Here is a 21239-nt window from a genome sequence, read left to right on the forward strand (position 1 = left end):
CTTGTTGTCTTCCTGACGCCCTACCATCCTGATAGGTAAAATCTTCATCCTGAAGTTGTCCGTTAGTTCAATCCTAAACTATTCCCGTCATCTTCCTGATGAACATCCTAAGCTCTTCCTAAGCTAATCCTTTTGCTTTATCCTTGCCCGTACCTTCCTGATACGTCGCTCTTCCTGAGCTCCCTTTCGTTGGACATAGAATCGCTTAATTTCGCGTGTCTCACAATACACAATCGAGACTTACATCCTATTAGTCCCCTTTTTATCTGACCTAAAAGACAGTAACAAAATGATATATAATGAATTTATTAAATACCGGATAAAAAAACTAAACGAGATGTCTCACAGTGCTTGTAGGATATGTCTCACAAGGTTATTGTCATTCTGCGTAACCTTCTCGAATAAATAGAATGACCAACTGCCGATAAAAGCTATAAATGTACTTGAGGAACCAATTTTTGCAGGAATAGATCCAGCGATGCCGACAACGTTTCACGTTTACTGGTACCAAAATGTTCCAGCACGACTTCCCCAGTTAGATTACACAGAGACACCATCTCCATTTCTGAGTCTGTCGTAGCAATAAACAGGGTTGGAGATAGCTTTAGTCTACGTTGAGTCACCAGATGACCGATCAAATTTTCCTGTAGCCGGACAAAATCCTCTTCACTCCATACCTGTATCAACGATAAATCGAGTTCACCAAAGCGCGCAGCCATATCTCCGGCATACTGTGCAGTAAAATAGTGAACACCCTCTTCTCTCAATGAGAGATTCACCCCACGCTCAACGTTTGCTAAAGAAGCAGGGGCACTAAATGGCCGAGGGAGCCAAAGAACCGACTCTTCCAAAGTCCTGACGATGCAGGGTGAAGCGACGCCATACAGCTGTTCACTGGCGGGTTCATGTCCGGTTTGTTGCTGCCAACCTTCAACAAAAGCAGAGGTAAATTGAGTTAGGGCGGAGATTACTGGATATGTCATATTTCTCTCAAAGATTGCGTTACACTATAGCCAATTTTCAACAATTATATCGTGATACCACATCGGGGTAATAGCATGACTTCCCATTATGACAATCATCAGGCGCTATCAAACCTAACTCTGGGCAAAGAAACTGCCTATGTTGATCGGTATGACGCCTCTCTGTTGCAGCCGGTTCCACGCAGTTTAAACCGCGATCCACTGGGTCTTAAAGCGGATAATCTTCCGTTTCATGGTGCCGATATCTGGACGCTGTATGAACTTTCATGGCTGAATTCACGTGGATTGCCGCAGGTAGCCATTGGTGAAGTCGCTATTCCGGCCAGCAGCAGCAACCTGATTGAATCGAAAAGTTTCAAGCTGTACCTGAACAGTTTCAACCAAACATGTTTTGCAGACTGGCAAACCGTACAACAGACCCTTGCCCGTGATTTATCACAGTGTGCTCAAGGAGACGTGAGCGTAAAACTCTTTCACTTAAGCCAGCCCGAGATCGGAACCATCACTGATTTTGCCGGTGAATGCATCGACGATCAGCCCATCACTATTGATAGTTACCATTTCGACGACAAGCTGTTGGAACAGGCGATTACTGAACAAAATACAGCGCCAGTGGAAGAAGTATTGGTGAGTCATCTGTTAAAGTCTAACTGTCTGATCACTCATCAACCGGACTGGGGCTCAGTGCAAATCCACTATCGTGGGCCGAAAATTGATCGCGAAGCCCTGCTGCGTTATATCGTCTCTTTCCGCCACCATAATGAATTTCACGAACAGTGTGTGGAACGCATTTTCAGCGATATTCAACGCTACTGTCACCCTACCGCCTTAACCGTGTATGCACGCTATACCCGACGGGGAGGATTGGATATCAATCCGTACCGCACCAATACGACATTCGTACCCACAACTCAACGTCTGTCCAGACAATAGACGGTCTGAGTCTCTGACATGATTTGGGCTAAAAACTAGCGATACCTCGCATTATTGAGGGTAAGTTTAAGAAAATACATAATTTTACTGTGAATGGTTTCCATCATCTTAGTAAAGTAGTACAACTTGAGTAGAAACCATCGCTACAATGAGTCATAGCCAAGATAAACAGTCATAGCATCAATAATGTTGTTTCAACCAACAAGACATGTTGCTAAATAACCTAAATATTAGGGAGTTAGTTTGATTACACATATTAGCCCACCACTTGGTTCAATGGACCTGTTATCACAACTTGAGGTGGATACCCTTAAAAGTACAGCCAGCAGTAATCTCTATCACTTATTTCGTAACTGTTCACTGGCTGCATTAAATGCAGGTAGCCAAACCGATAACAGCAAAGAGCTGCTTGAACGCTATAAATCTTTTGATATTAATATATTACGTCGCGAACGCGGCATAAAATTGGAATTAATCAATCCGCCGGAAGATGCTTTCGTAGACGGCCGATTAATCCACTCAATTCAGGCCAACTTATTTGCCGTACTGAGAGATATTCTGTTCGTTAATGGGCAGCTCACACAAGCATTTAGAGATCATCGAATGGATCCCGATGACTCGGTTCATCTGACTAATCTGGTGTTCTCTATTTTACGCAATGCCCGCGCCCTACATGTGGGCGAAGCACCAAACATGGTCGTTTGCTGGGGTGGTCACTCGATTAACGAAACCGAGTATCTCTATGCCCGTAAAGTCGGCAATCAACTCGGATTACGTAAACTCAATATTTGTACTGGCTGTGGTCCCGGTGCCATGGAGGCTCCAATGAAAGGAGCCGCCGTGGGGCATGCCCAACAGGCTTACAAAGAGAGCCGCTTTATTGGTTTGACCGAACCCTCAATCATTGCCGCAGAACCACCAAATCCGCTGGTCAATGAATTGATTATCATGCCTGACATTGAAAAACGTCTGGAAGCCTTTGTGCGCATCGCCCACGGTATTATCATTTTCCCAGGCGGGGTCGGTACCGCAGAAGAACTCCTCTACCTGCTGGGGATTCTGATGAATCCTGAAAACAAAGATCAGAAATTACCGCTAATTCTGACCGGTCCAAAAGAGAGTGCTGACTATTTCCATGTACTGGATACCTTTATTCTTAGCACATTAGGCGAACAGGCTCGCCAACACTACACCATCGTGATTGACGATCCTGAAGAGGTGGCTCGTCAAATGAAACACGGTATGTCTAAGGTAAAAGAGAGCCGTCAGGAAACCGGTGATGCCTATAGCTTTAACTGGTCAATGAAAATCGCAGCAGACTTACAGCATCCTTTTGAACCAACCCACGAAAATATGGCCAACCTGAATCTTCACCCAAATCAACCACCAGAAAAACTGGCGGCCGCATTACGTCGGGCATTCTCAGGCATCGTTGCCGGTAACGTTAAAGACGTCGGCATTCAGGCAATCGAACAGCATGGCCGCTATAAGATTCACGGCGACCCACAAATGATGAAACACATGGATAGCCTGTTACAAGGATTTGTGGCTCAGCATCGTATGAAACTGCCGGGTACCGCCTATACGCCTTGTTATGAGATCTGTTCTTGATGACATTGTGATAACCCTGCCGGAGTTCATCACTCCGGCAGCTTACGGATAAGACAACGCCTATGCCCATCCATCTATTGATCGTTGATGCTCTAAACCTGATACGCCGTATTCATGCGGTACAGGGCTCCCCTTGCGCAACGGCCTGCCTGCGTGCATTAGACCAGCTTATTCAGCACAGCCAGCCCACTCATATTGTTGCCGTTTTTGATGATGAAAATCGCAGCAGCAGTTGGCGTCATCAGCGCTACCCTGACTATAAAGCGGGTCGTTCGCCAATGCCGGAGTCGCTGGAACTCGAACTCCCTCAGTTAAAAGTGGCGTTTGAACAAGCCGGGGTAACCAGTTGGCAATCCATTGGAGATGAAGCGGATGATTTAGCGGCAACGTTAGCACATCGAGTCAGCCAACTTGGCTATCAAGTCACTATCGTCTCAACGGATAAAGGCTATTGTCAGTTATTAGCACCAACTTTGCGCATCCGCGATTATTTTCAAAAACGCTGGTTGGATGTTCCTTTTATTGAACAGGAATTTGGCGTAAAACCGGCACAGCTCACCGACTTCTGGGGATTAGCAGGTATTAGCAGCAGTAAACTGCCGGGTATTAGCGGTATTGGCCCAAAAGCGGCAACCAGCTTGTTAACGCAATACGGCTCACTGGATGAAATTTACCGCCAGATAGAAAACGTCCCGGTAAAATGGCGTAGCAAATTGATTGAACAGCGGGAGATGGCTTATCTATGTCGTGATATTGCTACTCTGAGGCAGGATGTACAATTAGCAGGTAATCTGCAACAACTGCGTTATTCCCATACCGAACAAGATACCAGCCATTGATATGATGTTGGCACTATTGCCATAGGCTCAAAAATTAACTGATAACGGACAGCCCTATGAATAAAGAAAGCCGTCCGTTTTTCATTTCTACCAGTCCATACCTATAGCTTATCTGTCGCGTTCATCCCGACGGCCTGGAACTGCACTCCAAATACGGCGAACGTGTACCGTCACTTCTTCTCTATCGTGATAAAGCTGCTTAGCATTAATCTGAGCATTAATTCCGTTCTCTTTCAGCTTATCGTCAATCGCTTTTAGATTCTGACAAACCTCTTCGTAACGCTTTTTCATCGGCAGTTTCAGATTGAAAATCGCTTCCCGACACCAACCCTTTATCAGCCAGTCCGCCATCAGATTAGCCACGCGCCATGGTTTTTCTACCATATCGCAGACGACCCAATAGTTGGTTGAATTTTTCGGCTCATAACGAAAACCATCTTCACGATGGTGCGTTACCTGCCCGGTATCCATCAGACTTTGCGCCATTGGCCCATTATCAACGGCATCCACCATCATACTGCGCTGCACCAACTGATAGGTCCATCCTCCCGGACAGGCGCCAAGATCGACCGCACGCATGCCACTGGCCAAACGCTCCTCCCACTCATCGGCAGGAATAAACACGTGAAATGCTTCTTCCAGCTTGAGGGTCGAACGGCTGGGTGCGTCAGACGGAAACTTCAGACGCGGTATTCCCATAAAGAAAGGGGAATTATTGCTACTGTATGAATAGCCCACATAGCAACATCCACTGGCAATAAAGAAAACGTGGATCACTGGACGGCGAAGGTTCTCTTTAGCCAGCAACACGCCTCGTTCGCGCATCGCTTGACGAAGCGGAACCGTCAGTTTACGACAGAATTTAAGTAACTCTTTGCCTTCATTGGTATCCGGCACTTCAACCCGTAAATCACCGGCATTTTCCACCGCACCTTGAATCATACCGACAATCGGAGAAACCCGATCTTCAACAGGTAAATCCTTCAGTAAATCACCCACAACCAACATCTGGCGGGCAAAAATCAGTGAATTGAAAGAAAGCTCTTTTACCAAACGATCGGCATCCTCGTGCTGATAACATTCAAACAGCACATAGCCGCTGTTATCTTTCACTCGTGGAAAACCGTAGACTTCCAACTTGGCGGCCTTCTCTGCAATTTCTGCCGCGCACTCTTTCTCAAAGCCCGGGCGACAATACAACGCTACTTTATTCACTCTTAAACCTTTTTATTCCGCTGCAATGCACCAACTAACAGCAGAGCCCAGCCAATTAAAAAACAAAATCCGCCCAGCGGGGTAATATACGGCCATATTGTCATTGAGGTCAGCGCCAGCCAATACAGACTACCGCTAAATAACAGCATACCCACTGCTAAAAAAGCCGCGCTACGGCGAAACCATGGATTATCCATAAACTGAACGGCAATACCCAACGCCAGAAGCGCCAACGTATGTAAGCCCTGATAATCCAGCCCGGTACGCAGCCACGCCATCTGTTTCATATCCAGAATATTACTCAAACCATGGGCGCCAAATGCCCCAAGGGCAACAAAAATAAAACCGCTTATTGCAGCAAACGCCAGAATCCAACGACTTTTCATTGTTATTCACGCCTTTTTTGTCAGTCTTTCTACAATCTGCCGCAATTCTACCGGTAAATTGCCGTTTATATCACTAATGTTTTTACTTCCACCGAGATCTATTCATCATAGCGTAAATAAACGCTTTCCTGCTCGCTGGTCGCCAACGCTAAAATCCACTCACGAAATGACGCGATTTTCCCCAGTTCTGCCTGACTTTCATGGCAAACTAAATAGAAGGCATTCTTACTGGCAAGGGCGTGGTTAAACGGACAAACCAGACGTCCGGACTCAATCTCCGCCAGCGCCAACACGTTATTCACCAGCGCAACCCCCTGACCATGAACCGCCGCCTGAACCACCATCGCCGTATGACTAAATATCGGCCCTTGCTGGACGTTAATCTGCTGCACACCCAGTTGGCGAATATAGGCCTGCCAATCACGCCTTGATGCATCGTGCAACAGTGTATGATGGCCCAGCGCTGCCGGTGAGGTGAGTGGATGAGCCCCCATCATTAGGGAGGGGGAACATACCGGAATCATATACTCCGCATACAACGGCTCAACCCGAAGTCCCGACCAGTTCCCTCTGCCATAAAAAATGGCCACATCCACATCATCGGAAATCTTCCACTCATCGCGGTCAATGGCCTGAATACGCACATCGATACCCGGATGACGAGCATGAAATCCAGACAGCCTAGGCACCAACCACTGAATAGCGAAACTGGTTGGTAAACTAACGGTTAACGCGCCCTTGGCGCTACGAGCCTGTAGCTTGCGGGTCGCTTCATTCAGGGAAGCAAAAATTTCCTTGATGTCTAAATAGTAACTTTGTCCCTCTTCCGTCAATAAAAGAGAGCGATTACGCCGTCGAAAAAGTTTAAGGCCGAGAAAATCTTCTAATGATTTAATTTGATGGCTAACTGCGGCCTGCGTCACAAATAATTCTTCAGAAGCCTTAGTAAAGCTAAGGTGGCGAGCGGCGGAATCAAACACCCGCAGAGCATTCAGTGGAGGTAATCGTTTCATAAGATTGATAATACTTCCTGACGTCTGGACGACATAGCGAATCGGTGGGGCATTATCGCTATCTATGCATTAGTTTTTCTAATGCGATACATTATAAATTGTCCGTTGTACATAAGCCAGCAAATACCTATAGTGAGCGCACTTCCTAAGCCGGAACGAAAAATGTGTTTTTGAATAAAGGGCGCATTTTGGCTTTGTGGTTGTGATGTTGTGTTTGCTAATTTGCCTGGCGTTTGTTGGGTGTCATCATTAAGCCTTTGGATTAATGATTATTTATTTTTCTGAACATTTACCCTGTCTGTCCATAGTGATTACAGTAGCACCGCAAATTGCGGTGCTTTTTTTTATCATTATTTTGGGGAAGTTTCTGGTGAGATGAGTACGGCTAGTACGGTTGTTTAACGTAGTCTTTTACTTCGCTTTGTGGAATCTGCTGTTCCCCATTAAAACGGGTTTCATAGGTCACAATCCCGGTGTTCGCATCAGCAGAAGGTTCACCGACCGTGATAATCCTTGCCCCATTTTGCATCGTCATTTCATAATGACTTGAACAACCGGCCAAACCTAGCGTCAATAACAGTGCGGCGGATGCCAGAACAAAACGTTTCATAAATTCTTCCTTACGGTTAAACAGGTTACAACTCTCAATAAAATGATAATAATCTTTCATTGCCTTGGTTAACTATCTTCTGAAACGCCGCCAACTGCAAATAAAATTAAGTAGCAATTAATGCTGTGCTTTGGCTTTGCGACTAGTACAATTCCGGTCATATGCAGCGAGCACAACCGACTACTGATATCCGTGATAAAATATTGCTTATGAAATCCTTTAATCCCGATCTATTTCGTCAACAGTTTCCCGCGCTAAAACAGACGGGCTGCTATCTTGATAGTGCGGCAACCGCCCTAAAACCGTTGGCCGTGATCAAGGCGACTGAACAGTATTACGCCCACAACGGCGCAACCGTTCACCGCAGCGCACATAGCGCAGCTCAACAGGCAACCGAACTGTTTGAAAATGCTCGCCAGTTGGTTGCTGAGCTATTGAACGCTGACAGCCATCGGCAAATTGTCTGGACCAAAGGCACCACTGAGGCAATTAATCTGGTGGCGCAGAGCTATGCTCGTCCGCGCCTACAGGCCGACGATGAAATTATCGTGGCAGAATCGGAACATCACTCAAACCTGATCCCTTGGCTGATTGTTGCCCAACAAACCGGCGCTCGTGTGGTTAAATTACCGATCAACAAGTTCTTTATGCCGGATCTTAACCAGCTCCCTGCACTATTAACTAAAAAAACGCGAATTCTGGCCATTGGCCATATGTCGAACGTCACCGGCGGTTGCCCGGATCTCCAGTTGGCTATCAAATTAGCGCATAGCAATGGCACGGTGGTGGTGGTCGACGGTGCTCAAGGTGCCGTCCACTCTCCCCCGGATGTACAACAGCTGGATATCGACTTCTACGCGTTCTCCGCCCATAAATTATATGGCCCTACCGGCATTGGTGCACTATATGGCAAAGCCGCCCTACTGGCAGAAATGACGCCATGGCAAGGCGGCGGGAAAATGCTAACGCAGGCCAGCTTCAGCGGATTTCAGCCACAATCAGTACCAGAATGCTTTGAGGCTGGCACACCAAATATTGCTGGCGTTATTGGGCTTGGCGCGGCCCTGTCGTGGTTAAAAACTCAAGACATGGTTGAAGCCGAACGTTACGCCTGTGCTCTGGCTCAAGCCGCTTACGATCAGTTATCCTCTATTCGCGGCTTTATCAGCTATCGTGCACCGGGTAGCAGCCTGTTAGCCTTTAATATCGATGGATATCACCATAGTGATATCGCTGCTCTGCTATCAGAACAGGGGGTCGCTATCCGTTCTGGTCAACATTGTACGCAGCCGCTGCTGGATGCCATGGGCGTCAGCGGTACGCTACGCGCCTCTTTTGCGCCTTATAACCAGTTGGCCGATGTCGATCGACTGTATGAATCTTTAACCTACGCCTTGTCATTGCTGGAGTGATTATGCTTGCCCCCCATCCTTTCGGTACAGAGATCACTGTGCAGCAATTGCTGGCACTGTTTAGTGATAAATCTCAATGGGAAGATCGCTACCGTCAGCTCATTCAACTGGCTAAACAGCTGCCACCACTGCCTGAAGAACTGAAACAGCAGCAGTTGGAACTAAAAGGTTGTGAAAACCGGGTCTGGCTTGGTCATCAGCTTAATGAGGATGGCACTCTACATTTTTACGGCGACAGTGAAGGAAGAATCGTTAAAGGTATTCTGGCTATTCTGCTAACGCAGATTGAAGGGAAAACGCCACAGCAGGTAATAGAAATCGAACTGATGGCGTTATTTGACCAGCTAGGTATTCACCAGCAGTTAAGCACATCCCGCTCCCAGGGATTGGATTCATTAGTCAGCGCTATTCGCCAGACTGCTGAATCCTGCCTCTAATCAGGCGGCTCTTGCCGCCCGAGCCAGCATTTTCTTCAAGGCATGGGAAACGGCAATAAAACCAAACGAAGCCGTCACCATGGTAATTGCACCAAACCCAGAGGCGCAGTCCATTCTTTTTGGGCCATCGGCGCTGCTTTTGGCGGCGCACACGCTCCCATCGGCCTGAGGATAAACCAACTGCTCAGTAGAAAAAACACAGTCAATACCCAACTTACCTTTGCCGTTTTTAACCACGCCAAAATCATTTTTCAGACGCTCGCGCAGTTTGGCCGCCAGCGGATCCTGAATAGTTTTCGCTAAATCGGTGACTTGAATCTGGGTTGGATCGATTTGCCCACCGGCACCGCCCGTTGTGACCACTGGAATTTTAAAACGGCGGCAGTAGGACAACAGCGCCGCTTTCGGACGTACGCTGTCAATGGCATCAATCACATAGTCAAATTTATCACTAATATAATCCGCTATATTTTCTGGAGTAATAAAGTCATCAATGCAGGTGACTTCACATTCCGGATTAATTTGCGCAATACGTTGAGCCATCACCTCACATTTTGGCTGACCGACAGTCTGACGCAACGCATGGATCTGTCGATTGGTATTGGTCACACAGACATCGTCCATATCAATCAAAGTGATTCGACCAATACCGCTTCTGGCTAAGGCTTCCGCCGCCCATGACCCCACGCCACCAATACCGATAACGCAAACGTGCGCCTGAGCAAATACGCTCAGCGCCTGCTGACCATAAAGACGGGCCACGCCGCTGAAACGCTGTGAATAGGCCTCGGAATAGGCGGCAGTCATAAGGAACCTCGGTGATGTAAAAAATTAAAGCAATATATCGGCTCAGTATCCGGTTAATCACCAATCAAACTGCATGATTAACCATTAGATACCAAACCATTCAAACGTATTATTTAGCGGCTACTGGCGCGTCCGGCGGTGTACTTAGCACCCACACCCGACCATAGTGATTATAAAAACCTGCCGCATGTCCAGCGTCATCGCCGATTCCCTGATAAATATCAAAGTGATGACCTTTAATCGCACCGCCAACGTCCAGTGAAATCATCAGACGCATTTCATATTTACCAGTAAATTTACCCTGATTATCCAGTAACGGCACTTCTGCTAAAATAGTGGTGCCCGCAGGGATCAAGGTTTTATCTGATGCTACTGACGCCTTAGCAATGAGTGGAACCGCACTCGCGCCTTTGACCGGTGCAGAATGCTTAGGTTTAAAAAACACAAATGATGGGTTTTGTTCCAGCAACTCTCTGACTTCATCTTCGCTATGCTGTTCCGTCCAGCGTTTAATTGCCTGCATCGACATCTCTTCACGCGGCACTTCATTCCGATCGATCAGCACTTTACCGACGCTGTTATAGGCACGGCCATTTTTACCCGCATAGGCAAAAAACACCAGCGGAGTACCATCGCCAAAATCGACGTAAGCACTACCCTGGACTTCCATCATAAAGTTATCCACCAACGAATTACTGTAGGCCAACTCCAGATTCAGGCCATCCAACCCACCGGCATAAATTCCAGCACGGTCAGGTAGACGACGCATCTTTTTAGTTTTCTTTGGCATCGCATACAGCGGGTATTTAAATTCGCCCTGCTTGGTATGTCTGGCATGAATCACTGGGGTGTAATAACCGGTAAATTGCACGTTACCGTAATTATCAACGCCTTCCATCTGATAAGTGTCAATATTGAACTCAGCTAACTGAGATCCGCTGGCACCGGCGACCATCCATTGGAAGATTGCCTGATAAGTTTCACGATGCTTATTATACAGCGAGGGGGAAACCTGACTGATTTCATAAACCTGCTGAGCAAAATCTTTACCGTTTACCGGTTTATTTTTTGCATTAGGATTATTAACCAGTTCAAACGGATGGGTTAATTTGCCGTCTATATACTGTTGCCCACGATCGGTTGGTCGAGATTCGCACCCTGCAAGCAACGCAATGATGACACCACCGAGTAAAAATTTAGCCCAACGTCCTTTCATTTCATCACTCACTTTTTTAACCGCTGTTTTATCGCTGCCAAACAATAGCAAAGCCTCCAGTATAAAGAAAAGGCCGGATAAAAAAAGTTACGTTTTAAAACGGCGAAAAGTTACACAACAGTGAACAATAAACGTAGTTTTTTGTTACTTCAAAGAAAAAACACTTGCAACCTGTGCCACAGAGAGTATTATGCGCCTCCTACAGTCGCGGGGTGGAGCAGCCCGGTAGCTCGTCGGGCTCATAACCCGAAGGTCGTCAGTTCAAATCTGGCCCCCGCAACCAATTTAATACCCGTGCCACGGTATTAAGACAAAAATATTTGTCATGTAGAACAGCAGTAAGTCTTATCGGACGCGGGGTGGAGCAGCCCGGTAGCTCGTCGGGCTCATAACCCGAAGGTCGTCAGTTCAAATCTGGCCCCCGCAACCAATTAATACCCCTTGCTACGGTATTAAGGCAGAAAACACCCTGTCATTCAAATAGCTATAAGTTTTTCGGACGCGGGGTGGAGCAGCCCGGTAGCTCGTCGGGCTCATAACCCGAAGGTCGTCAGTTCAAATCTGGCCCCCGCAACCAAAAAACTTCCTTTCTTGCACTAATACCCGTTTCCTGATAATCATAATTCCTAAGTATTGTTTCGTTTAGCAACTGACTGACAACCTGTTCAATCAGCCTATGCTAAAAAATCGACACTGCTAAACCCATACCGAAAAACAATACTGACCACTGCCGTCAGGGAAAATATCCCTGCTATGCTTAATTACAACGCATTGAAATTAAGATTATTCAGGTAACTCTATGAAAATGACACCTTTTCCCTTTAGCCTCACCGACTGGCAAGATGTAGAAAAAACCGAACATAGCGGTGAAACCGGCATGGCCTACTGGCAAACTCGATTTTTTGGCGACCCGCAAAATCCTATCCGGGTGCGGATGGTTGAATATACTGCGGGTTATCTTGCCGATCACTGGTGTAAAAAGGGCCATGTCTTATTTTGTATCGAGGGCGAGTTGGAAACCACGCTGGAAGATGGCCGTATATTTGTCCTCAAACCCGGTATGAGCTATCAGGTTGGTGATAATGCAGAAGAGCACCAATCCTATACTGAGACAGGCGCACGTCTGTTTATTGTTGATTAGCGTTTAATCCTGTCAATCCTGATAAAGGCTGATTCAGCAATCTATGGTTGAATCAGCTTTTGCCTATCTGGCCTAAACACTACCGCTGAATAAAAAATCAATATCGTTTCTCAGTTAATGATATCTCCAGCAGTGTCCCTCATGGTAATACTCACTACTCATTCCCCTTTAAACTGCCCATATCGATGCTCAGACATACCGCGATTAAACAACATGTCAGCTTATTTGCTTTATAATGCGGAACCAGTCTCAGGAGATCACTATGAAATTTATTTTAGCATCGCTGCAATGGATGCTTTATATACTGATGGGCAGCGTTGTTATCCCAGTATCCATTGCCAGTACATTTGGCTTAACGCCCGATGCCATCATTGAATTTGTCTCACGCACGCTATTTATTTTAGGTGTCGCGGGTATATTACAAGCGCTATTTGGGCATAAATTGCCGATCATAGAAGGGCCAGCAGGGATTTGGTGGGGCGTTTTCGCCCTTTATGCCGGTATTGGTTCCGTCTTGTTTGGCTCACATAATGAAACCCTGCGCGTTATGGAATTCAGCTTTATTTTAAGCGGCTGTATTTTTATACTGCTTTCTCTTTTAGGCGTAGTGAATAAAATCGCCAAACTATTTACCCCGACGGTGATGGGCGTTTACCTGATTCTTTTGGTAGTCCAGCTCTCCGGTACCTTCTTAAAAGGCATGATGGGTATTAGTAAAGAGTCCACCGCCATTAATCCAACGATAACCTTACTCTCTATCGCCACCGTTGCTATTGCCTATATCTGTATCAAAATCAAACAAATTAGCACTTACGCGACGCTGGTTTCCATCATTAGCGGCTGGATTCTGTTTTACCTGTTTGGTTATGCCAACCCGATTACACCGGTAACCAGCGCCATTAAGCTACCGGCGATCTTCCCCTTTGGCACTCCTCGCCTTGAGCATGGCATGATAGTTAACGTATTCCTGCTGACAATTCTGTTACTCACTAACTTAATGGCCAGTGTTAAAGTCGTGCAAACGGTTTTCCAGAAGTTTGAACTGCCGGTTGAAGACCGCTTAAATAAAACCAGCATTGTTTCCGGTATTATTCACCTGCTTTCAGGCACCTTCGGTGCTATTGGCCCAGTGCCGATTTCCGGTTCCGCTGCTTTTATCGCGCAAACGCGTTTTACTCAGTTGCTGCCTTTTATCTGCGGAAACTTACTCATAATATTAATCAGCCTATCCCCTATCGTTACTTCATTCTTCGCGGCCTTACCACCCGCGGTAGGCTATGCTGCGCTTATCCCGTCCTTTGGCTTAGGTATCATTATGATTGCACTGACGCAGTTTGATAGCGTAGAAGATAAAGGCATACGTAACCATAGTGTCGCGGCTGGATGGTTTGTGGGTATTAGCGCCATGTTTTTACCCGCCACCGCCTTTGCTGGTTTATCACCTTTAGTCACTTCACTACTGAGTAATGGGCTGATTTTAGGTACCCTAGTGGCCGTCACGCTGGAAAGGTTAATGTTGTATCGTCAAAAACAACAGTTAAGCAGCCAAGGCAGAAAAAGTCGCTGATATACCGTAAATTGATCGTTAAACGCCATCCCAGCCGACTTGTCAGAACAAGTAAACTGGGATGTTTTCTAGATAGAACAGGGAAACCCGCTTCATTTAAATGATTTGCGCCTAATAACGTTAAACGCGCCAATAATGGCTACGGGGTGACACTCGTTAGCTAAAACTTGATGGTCGAGAAATACGCTTTGATCCCGGCAAAAACGGATTCAGCTATTTGCTGCTGGAACCTTGCCGTTCTCAACTTACGCTCTTCTTCCAGATTAGAAATAAAGGCGGTTTCAATCAAAATAGAGGGGATATCTGGCGCTTTTAACACTGCGAATCCCGCTTGCTCAACCTTATTCTTATGTAATTTATTCACCCGCCCCATACGACCGAGCACTTCTTTACCAAATTTAAGGCTGCTGCTAATCGTCGCGGTTTGTACTAAATCAAAAATTGTATGGTCAAGATAGCGATCGCCGCTCTTACTGACGCCGCCAATTTTATCCGCTTCGTTCTGGGTTTGGGCTAAAAACTGTGCTGCGCTACTGGTCGCCTTTTTAGTCGACAGCGCAAAAATAGATGAACCATGAGCTGATCGATTGCTGAACGCATCCGCATGAATAGAAATAAACAGATCGGCGCGCTGTTTGCGCGCCTTAGCAACTCGTACCTTTAACGGAATAAATACGTCTTCATTACGCGTCATATAGGCTTTCATACCGGGTTCTTTCTGGATTAAGGTGCGCAACCGACGAGCAATTTGCAGCACAATATCTTTTTCCCGAGTTCCCCTTTTACCAATCGCCCCAGGATCTTCCCCACCATGACCAGGATCCAACATAATCACCAGTGGACGATCGCGGCCAACTTTGCCGGTTTGGGGTACATCTGCCCGCTGATCCTGCTCCAGCGCGCCCTGATTATACTCTTTTAACAACGCCAACAGCGGATCGTCTGGCTCAGAAGAACCGCCGTTAGCCGGATACAGATCGACCACCAGACGGTTTTTGAATTCCGCAATCGGTTTCAGAGTGAATAGGTTCGGATTAATATTCTGCTTAAGCTCTAACACTAAACGCACAGTATTCTTATCAAACTGCCCGATGCGCGCCAGCTTCAAATAAGGGTCACTGTTTTGCACCTGACCAGCAATGCTCTTTAACACACTGTTTAAATGAACATTTTCAATATCGATAACAATTCGATTGGGATTAGTTAAAGCAAACTGTTTATATTTCAAAGGGGCACTGGATTCCAGCGTTACCCGAGTATAGGTCGAAGAGGGCCACACACGCACCGCAATAACACTTGTTAATGACGCCGCCATGCCAACACCACTCACGCTCAATAACCAGGTTGCAGCAGCACCCTGTAATAAACGACGGCGTAAGTAATTAGGTTTAGAGCTAGACATGATTCTCCGACATAAAACGAACTACAAAATATAAACAAAATAAAGCTGGCGTAAAACTCTACCGAAGAGAGACCGTTCTGTCACGCTTAACCTGTATATTATCTGCTTTTTTGCCTAGATCTGAGGCGAAAAAATCAGAAAACTGACATTTCCCCCCCAAATTAGCGACAAACGCTCAAAACAATCCAGAGCATTATGATCATCAACCAATAAAAAACCGAGTTTGTTTAAATATTCTGCTTGCCAGATGACACTAAATAGAATAAAAATACAAAAAATACGAATTTTTATGCAACGAGGTTTTATCATGAAGGAACGTACTACTGAGCTGGTGGAAGGCATCCGCCATTCAGTTCCTTATATTAATGCTCATCGGGGCAAAACGTTTGTCATCATGCTGGGTGGTGAAGCCATCGAGCATGAAAACTTTGGTAATATCATCAGTGATATCGGCCTGCTGCACAGTCTGGGCATTCAGCTCGTGGTGGTTTATGGTGCCAGACCACAAATTGATGCCAATCTGGCATTGCATAACAAGCCGCCGATCTACCATAAACATACTCGCGTTACCGATGCGGAATCGCTGGAGTTGGTAAAACAAGCCGCCGGTCTGCTTCAGTTGGATATTACCGCTCGCCTGTCCATGAGCCTGAATAATACGCCACTGCAAGGGGCGCATATTAATGTGGTCAGCGGCAACTTTGTGATTTCGCAACCGCTGGGTATCGATGACGGCATTGATTACTGTCATAGCGGTCGCATTCGGCGCATCGATGAAGACGCCATCCATCATCAGTTAAACAGCGGTGCCATTGTTTTGTTGGGGCCCGTTGCGGTTTCGGTCACTGGTGAAAGCTTTAATTTAACCTCAGAAGAACTCGCCACACAGTTAGCGATTAAACTTAAGGCTGAGAAAATTATCGGTTTCTGTTCCTCTCAGGGAGTCGAAGACGAAAAGGGCAAGATCCTGCCTGAGCTATTCCCTAACGACGCGCAAAAATACCTAGAGTATTATGAGGCCAGTGGCGACTATAACTCCGGTACCGTGCGCTTTCTGCGCGGTGCGGTCAAAGCTTGCCGCAGCGGTGTTCGCCGTTGTCATCTCATTAGCTATCAAGACAGTGGCGCATTACTACAGGAGCTGTTCTCCCGCGATGGTATTGGCACCCAGATAGTCATGGAAAGTGCCGAGCAGGTTCGCCGAGCCACCATTCATGACATTGGCGGTATTCTGGAGCTCATTCGCCCGCTGGAACAACAAGGAATTTTAGTGCGCCGTTCCCGTGAACAATTGGAAATGGAAATTGATAAATTCACTATTATCGAACGCGATAATATGACCATTGCCTGCGCAGCCCTCTACCCCTTTACCGAAGAGAGAATTGGTGAAATGGCCTGCGTCGCCGTCCATCCGGAGTATCGCAGTTCACTGCGCGGTGAAATTCTGCTGGAGAAAATCAGTACTCAAGCCCGTCTGATGGGACTAGAGAAACTGTTTGTATTAACCACCCACAGTATTCATTGGTTTCAGGAACGCGGCTTTATGCCCGCGGATATTGATGATCTGCCGCTGAAAAAGCAGGCAATGTATAACTATCAGCGCCGTTCAAAAATTCTGGTCTCACAAGTTTAATCAGAATACGCCGCACACACTGAAGCCGTAGCCAACATTAGTTGGCTACGGCTTCAGAACAAATCCAGCAAACGCTTATTTTTCTATTATGAGTTGGCTAAAGCCGCCTCTCCGGTTGTGCTATTTTTAGCATCTTTCGCCGGATCCTTAATTAAGGTCCAGAGAACAATCGCACCAATAATATCAAACAGACTCAACGCGATGAAAAACGGGCCGTAACCAATAACCGTCACTAATGCCCCCATAAATAGGTTAAAGGTCAATTGCCCTAACCATGCAGCAGAACCAGCCAGTCCGGCGACGGTCGCCACTTCATTCTTCTTGAATAAGTCAGCCGACATCGTAATTACTACGGTAGACAGCGTTTGGTGGGCAAACCCGCCCAGGCTCATTAACGCGATCGCGATATACGGATTCGACACCATGCTGACAAAACCAATGGAAATCATCAAAACCGCACCGATGGTAAAGCTAGCTCGGCGAGCATTGATGGTGGTCATCTTCAGTTTTTCCATGAAGAACTTGGCAAGAAAACCGCCGGCAACGCAACCAAAGTCGGCCGCCAGAAACGGTAACCAGGCAAACATTGCGATCTCTTTCAATGGTAAATGCATCACGTTGATCAGATATAATGGCATCCAGAAACTTAATGTTCCCCAAGCCGGATCCGCCAGAAAACGAGCGATCGCTAATCCCCAAAAGTTACGCTGTTTGATAATCTCTTTTACCGAAGGCTTTTTATTATCATCCTGTAGATAACTTTCCTGCCCATCTTCAATATAGCGCAGCTCTTTTTGGGTAATCCACGGATGTTTATTCGGCGAGTTATAAATAAGGAACCAGGTAATAGCGAACAAGATACCGATACCGCCGGTGATGATAAACGCCATCTCGGTGCCAAGCCCTTGGTCTGCAAACGTCAGCATCGCCCACACAACCAGAGGTGGTGCTAACATTGCACCAATCGAGGTACCGATATTAAATAAACCGCCGGCAATACCGCGTTCTTTAGTTGGGAACCACTCAGCACTGGCTTTGATACCGGCCGGAATCGCAGAGGCCTCAGTCAGCCCCATTAAACCACGCAGAAACGCCAGACTGACCCAGCCACCGGCCAAAGCATGGGCCATATTAATCAGCGACCATAGCAGTGCAAAAATGAAGAAACCTATTTTTAGACCAATAACATCCAGCAAATAACCGACAATCGGTTGAGCAACGGTATAACAAAGTTGGAATGCACTCACGACCCAAGAATATTGTTGTTCATTAAAGTTTAATTCTTGCATCATTGCCGGAGCGGCAACGCTCAATGAGCTACGTGAAAGATAGTTTACAATTGTGCCCATACAAACCAGGCCAATAATCCACCATCTTAATCTTGTCATTTTCATGAAAAAGCCTCTGTTCATCACTATACCTATCGCTTAAGCCTAATTGCTTAGAACAAGAAGTATCGGAAACATCATCAAATAGGTTGACCAAAAAAAATAAATGGCCTTCCAATGGTTATCTGCGCTCAATGGTCTTGGTGATGTAATTCATTAATAAATGCCCCATTGCGCCAAGTTGACATGGTGAATGAGTAAAATCAGGAAAAAATTGATCGCGATCACGCAAATCAATTAGGTAAACCAAAGGCATGATCAATCTGTGATCTGGTTAACCAATTTACAAGTATGGTTGACAGTTCATAAGGATTGGTTGGGTTAAAATGCACAATGAAAGCGAATACTGTGTCGCTTTATCAAGTAAACGGGTTATAACCGCGATCAGCCAGACCAAATAGCTTGGTCTTCGGCACTAAATTAGAATAATCAGCCAATTTCCTGTCTTAGTCTGAAGAGGACATTTTATGCCCGTGGCTGTTTTCAGATATAGTTGGCTGACCAGTTATGTTATAATTTGGCATAATAGTTATGTTTTTCGGTTTTATACCAGTCAATCGATGAGAACTGACACACCATCATGAAACAACAATCTTCTCAACAACGGCCCTATCAAGAAGTTGGACTGATGCTACGTCGCATGATTGCTCAGAAGCAGTATGCGATTGGTAAACGTCTTCCTCCTGAGCGTGAAATAGCTGAAATGCTGAACGTCTCCCGTACAGTTGTACGTGAGGCATTGATCATGCTGGAAATTGAAAAGTTAGTTGAGGTGAGGCGCGGTTCAGGTATTTTTGTCATTAATACTCCTCAGGATTCCGCCAGCGACGCATCAGCAACCAATCAATGTAATGATGCTGGCCCCTTTGAGCTGCTTCAGGCTCGTCAACTGCTGGAAAGTAACATTGCCGAGTTCGCTGCTCTTCAGGTCACGCGAGAAGATATTGTAAAAATGCGCCAGGCGCTACAAGTTGAAGAGCAAGAACTGGTATCCGATGATAAAGAAAGCGGTGATATGCTATTCCACCTTGCCATCGCTGAAGCGACCCACAATAGTATGTTGGTCGAGCTATTTAAACAGTCCTGGCAGTGGCGTGAAAATAATCCGATGTGGATCCAGCTGCATAGCCGTCTGGAAAATACTCACTATCGTAAAGACTGGCTCTCTGACCATAAACAAATTCTGGCCACGCTGATTAAAAGAGATGCTAAAGCTGCCAAACTGGCCATGTGGCAACATCTGGAAAATGTGAAGCTCCGTTTACTGGAGTTTTCTGATGTCGATGATATTAATTTTGATGGCTATCTATTTGAATCATGGCCACTGAGTGAAGCCGACGCCTGACACCCGGCTTTTCCCACTCATACTAATTAACAACAGCGCCTCAATCACTATAAGGCGCTGTTGTTTTCTCACCGAACATCACTTCTTATAAACATCATTCGCCCCCTTTAACCGCATTCCGTCTGGGTAAATCCGCCCAATATGGCAAACACACCAAGATAAAACTCTGCGATCACCAACCCAATCAATGATAACAATAATCATTTACATTGAAGAGGTGAATTAACTCAAGTAAACTTCGCTAATAAAATCAATCACCCACTCTACTCATCAAAAGGCGATGCCATGAAACATATCTTATCTATTCTGGCCGTAACAACACTGGCAACGGCATTAGCGGGCTGCGATCAGAAAACCTCTGACACGGCAACCGCCGTACCTGAAACCACCCAAGTGACGGCCGCTCCGGCTGCTAAAACGTCACCCAAAACCGTATCAGTCCACCATACTCAAGGCACCACCGAGGTCAATCAAAACCCAACTAACCCGGTTATCTTCGACTTTGGCACGTTGGATACGATGCATGCGCTGGGTATCACCACCGTAGCCGGGTTACCTAAGAAAAATATCCCCAGTTATTTATCCCAATATAACAACGATAAGGTCGCCAATGCCGGCAATATGAAGCAGCCGGACATGCAGGCCATCCGTGATTTAAAGCCAGAATTAATCGTTATTACCGGTCGTCAGGGAAAATCCTATGATGAACTTGCCACCATTGCGCCAACCATTAACCTCAGTATTAACAATGGTGTTTATCTGGATTCCTTTAAGAAAAATGTCCTGACCATCGGCCAGATTTTCGATAAAACAGCCGAGGCCGACAACGGATTAGCCGTATTAGATAAAAAAATTACTGAACTGAGAAAACAAGCGGAAGCATCCGGGCAAAAAGCCATGGTACTAGTGCATTACAATGGAAAATTCTCCGCCTCGACGTCTAACGGCTACGCTTCTATCATTCACCAAGTGCTCGGCGTTAAAAAAGCCGATGAAAACTTAGCCGATGGCCGTCAGGCCGGTACGCCTGACTATATTGCTGAAAAGAATCCTGACATTATCTTTATTGTCGACCGGAACGAAGCCATTGGTGAAGGAAAAGTCGATCGTAGCCTGATGGAAGATGACAAAATCAAACAAACCAATGCCTTCCGCAAGGGAAAAATTGTCTATCTGCAACCAGATTTATGGTATCTGTCCGGCGGCGGTCTGGAAAGCCTGAGCTTACAGATTGATGAAGTGAATGCGGCTATTCAGTAAGCCGACTCCTCCTCCGTCACCCCGGTAAAAACCGGGGTGAC

General features: G+C 46.2%; 19 protein-coding genes and 3 tRNA genes. 13 read left to right on the forward strand and 9 right to left on the reverse strand.

Annotated features, from left to right (window positions below; translation table 11 throughout):
• Window positions 1-431: 431 nt before the first annotated feature.
• Window positions 432-983: a SecY-interacting protein gene (gene syd / locus EL341_RS13510; RefSeq protein WP_126468018.1), complete on the reverse strand. Its 552-nt coding sequence runs from the start codon at window positions 981-983 to the stop codon at window positions 432-434.
• 75 nt (window positions 984-1058) lie between these two features.
• On the opposite strand from syd, the gene queF reads away from it, so the two are divergent.
• The 3 genes from queF to xni all read left to right on the forward strand — a co-directional run bounded on the left by queF (window position 1059) and on the right by xni (window position 4366).
• Window positions 1059-1916, forward strand: coding sequence for an NADPH-dependent 7-cyano-7-deazaguanine reductase QueF (gene queF / locus EL341_RS13515; protein WP_114986985.1), 858 nt, complete (start codon window positions 1059-1061; stop codon window positions 1914-1916).
• A gap of 243 nt (window positions 1917-2159) precedes the next feature.
• A complete protein-coding gene (gene ppnN, locus EL341_RS13520) occupies window positions 2160-3527 on the forward strand; it encodes a nucleotide 5'-monophosphate nucleosidase PpnN (protein WP_047781795.1) in 1368 nt (455 codons plus the stop codon).
• A 62-nt stretch (window positions 3528-3589) separates the two neighbouring features.
• Window positions 3590-4366, forward strand: coding sequence for a flap endonuclease Xni (xni, locus tag EL341_RS13525; RefSeq protein ID WP_126468020.1), 777 nt, complete (start codon window positions 3590-3592; stop codon window positions 4364-4366).
• Window positions 4367-4474: 108 nt separating this feature from the next.
• Here the strand turns inward: xni and rlmM are convergent, their stop codons facing one another.
• From rlmM to EL341_RS13545, 4 genes are all read right to left on the reverse strand, one after another.
• Window positions 4475-5581, reverse strand: a complete 1107-nt coding sequence (gene rlmM, locus EL341_RS13530) for a 23S rRNA (cytidine(2498)-2'-O)-methyltransferase RlmM (protein WP_047781797.1) — start codon at window positions 5579-5581, stop codon at window positions 4475-4477.
• Between the two features lie 2 nt (window positions 5582-5583).
• Window positions 5584-5967 (reverse strand): DUF423 domain-containing protein, encoded by a 384-nt coding sequence (locus tag EL341_RS13535; RefSeq protein ID WP_047781798.1) that lies wholly within the window; start codon window positions 5965-5967, stop codon window positions 5584-5586.
• A gap of 98 nt (window positions 5968-6065) precedes the next feature.
• Window positions 6066-6980 carry a transcriptional regulator GcvA gene (locus tag EL341_RS13540; protein ID WP_047781799.1) on the reverse strand — a complete coding sequence of 305 codons (915 nt, stop codon included), beginning with the start codon at window positions 6978-6980 and terminating at the stop codon, window positions 6066-6068.
• A 385-nt stretch (window positions 6981-7365) separates the two neighbouring features.
• Window positions 7366-7590 carry a YgdI/YgdR family lipoprotein gene (locus tag EL341_RS13545; RefSeq protein ID WP_047782745.1) on the reverse strand — a complete coding sequence of 75 codons (225 nt, stop codon included), beginning with the start codon at window positions 7588-7590 and terminating at the stop codon, window positions 7366-7368.
• 209 nt (window positions 7591-7799) lie between these two features.
• Between EL341_RS13545 and csdA the strand changes: the two genes are divergently transcribed.
• Both csdA and csdE read left to right on the forward strand, forming a co-directional pair.
• On the forward strand, window positions 7800-9002 hold the full coding sequence (gene csdA / locus EL341_RS13550) for a cysteine desulfurase CsdA (protein WP_047782746.1): 1203 nt from the start codon (window positions 7800-7802) through the stop codon (window positions 9000-9002).
• Between the two features lie 2 nt (window positions 9003-9004).
• The gene (gene csdE / locus EL341_RS13555; protein ID WP_047781800.1) at window positions 9005-9439 is read left to right on the forward strand and encodes a cysteine desulfurase sulfur acceptor subunit CsdE; all 435 of its coding nucleotides are present in this window, start codon (window positions 9005-9007) and stop codon (window positions 9437-9439) included.
• On the opposite strand, the gene tcdA is transcribed toward csdE, so the two are convergent.
• Both tcdA and mltA read right to left on the reverse strand, forming a co-directional pair.
• Window positions 9440-10246: a tRNA cyclic N6-threonylcarbamoyladenosine(37) synthase TcdA gene (tcdA, locus tag EL341_RS13560; protein WP_074821942.1), complete on the reverse strand. Its 807-nt coding sequence runs from the start codon at window positions 10244-10246 to the stop codon at window positions 9440-9442.
• A 109-nt stretch (window positions 10247-10355) separates the two neighbouring features.
• Complete coding sequence (mltA, locus tag EL341_RS13565) at window positions 10356-11462, reverse strand: murein transglycosylase A (RefSeq protein WP_047782747.1); 1107 nt, start codon at window positions 11460-11462, stop codon at window positions 10356-10358.
• 206 nt (window positions 11463-11668) lie between these two features.
• On the opposite strand from mltA, the gene EL341_RS13570 reads away from it, so the two are divergent.
• The 5 genes from EL341_RS13570 to EL341_RS13590 all read left to right on the forward strand — a co-directional run bounded on the left by EL341_RS13570 (window position 11669) and on the right by EL341_RS13590 (window position 14170).
• Window positions 11669-11745, forward strand: a tRNA-Met gene (locus EL341_RS13570).
• A 70-nt stretch (window positions 11746-11815) separates the two neighbouring features.
• Window positions 11816-11892, forward strand: a tRNA-Met gene (locus tag EL341_RS13575).
• A gap of 70 nt (window positions 11893-11962) precedes the next feature.
• Window positions 11963-12039, forward strand: a tRNA-Met gene (locus tag EL341_RS13580).
• 222 nt (window positions 12040-12261) lie between these two features.
• Window positions 12262-12603 carry a DHCW motif cupin fold protein gene (locus EL341_RS13585; RefSeq protein WP_047781802.1) on the forward strand — a complete coding sequence of 114 codons (342 nt, stop codon included), beginning with the start codon at window positions 12262-12264 and terminating at the stop codon, window positions 12601-12603.
• Between the two features lie 262 nt (window positions 12604-12865).
• Window positions 12866-14170, forward strand: a complete 1305-nt coding sequence (locus EL341_RS13590) for a purine/pyrimidine permease (RefSeq protein ID WP_074821940.1) — start codon at window positions 12866-12868, stop codon at window positions 14168-14170.
• Window positions 14171-14330: 160 nt separating this feature from the next.
• On the opposite strand, the gene amiC is transcribed toward EL341_RS13590, so the two are convergent.
• Window positions 14331-15572, reverse strand: coding sequence for an N-acetylmuramoyl-L-alanine amidase AmiC (amiC, locus tag EL341_RS13595; protein WP_047781804.1), 1242 nt, complete (start codon window positions 15570-15572; stop codon window positions 14331-14333).
• Window positions 15573-15876: 304 nt separating this feature from the next.
• On the opposite strand from amiC, the gene argA reads away from it, so the two are divergent.
• Window positions 15877-17205, forward strand: coding sequence for an amino-acid N-acetyltransferase (argA, locus tag EL341_RS13600; RefSeq protein ID WP_164720483.1), 1329 nt, complete (start codon window positions 15877-15879; stop codon window positions 17203-17205).
• An 86-nt stretch (window positions 17206-17291) separates the two neighbouring features.
• Here argA and EL341_RS13605 read toward each other — a convergent pair whose 3' ends face one another.
• Window positions 17292-18599: an MFS transporter gene (locus tag EL341_RS13605; RefSeq protein ID WP_047781807.1), complete on the reverse strand. Its 1308-nt coding sequence runs from the start codon at window positions 18597-18599 to the stop codon at window positions 17292-17294.
• Between the two features lie 574 nt (window positions 18600-19173).
• Between EL341_RS13605 and uxuR the strand changes: the two genes are divergently transcribed.
• Together uxuR and EL341_RS13615 are read left to right on the forward strand one after the other, a co-directional pair.
• Window positions 19174-19938, forward strand: a complete 765-nt coding sequence (uxuR, locus tag EL341_RS13610) for a Uxu operon transcriptional regulator (RefSeq protein WP_047781808.1) — start codon at window positions 19174-19176, stop codon at window positions 19936-19938.
• A gap of 285 nt (window positions 19939-20223) precedes the next feature.
• Window positions 20224-21198: a siderophore ABC transporter substrate-binding protein gene (locus EL341_RS13615; RefSeq protein WP_074821931.1), complete on the forward strand. Its 975-nt coding sequence runs from the start codon at window positions 20224-20226 to the stop codon at window positions 21196-21198.
• The last annotated feature ends 41 nt before the right edge of the window (window positions 21199-21239 follow it).

It is taken from the genome of Pragia fontium (assembly GCF_900638655.1).
In the GTDB taxonomy this organism is placed as follows: Bacteria; Pseudomonadota; Gammaproteobacteria; order Enterobacterales; family Enterobacteriaceae; genus Pragia; species Pragia fontium.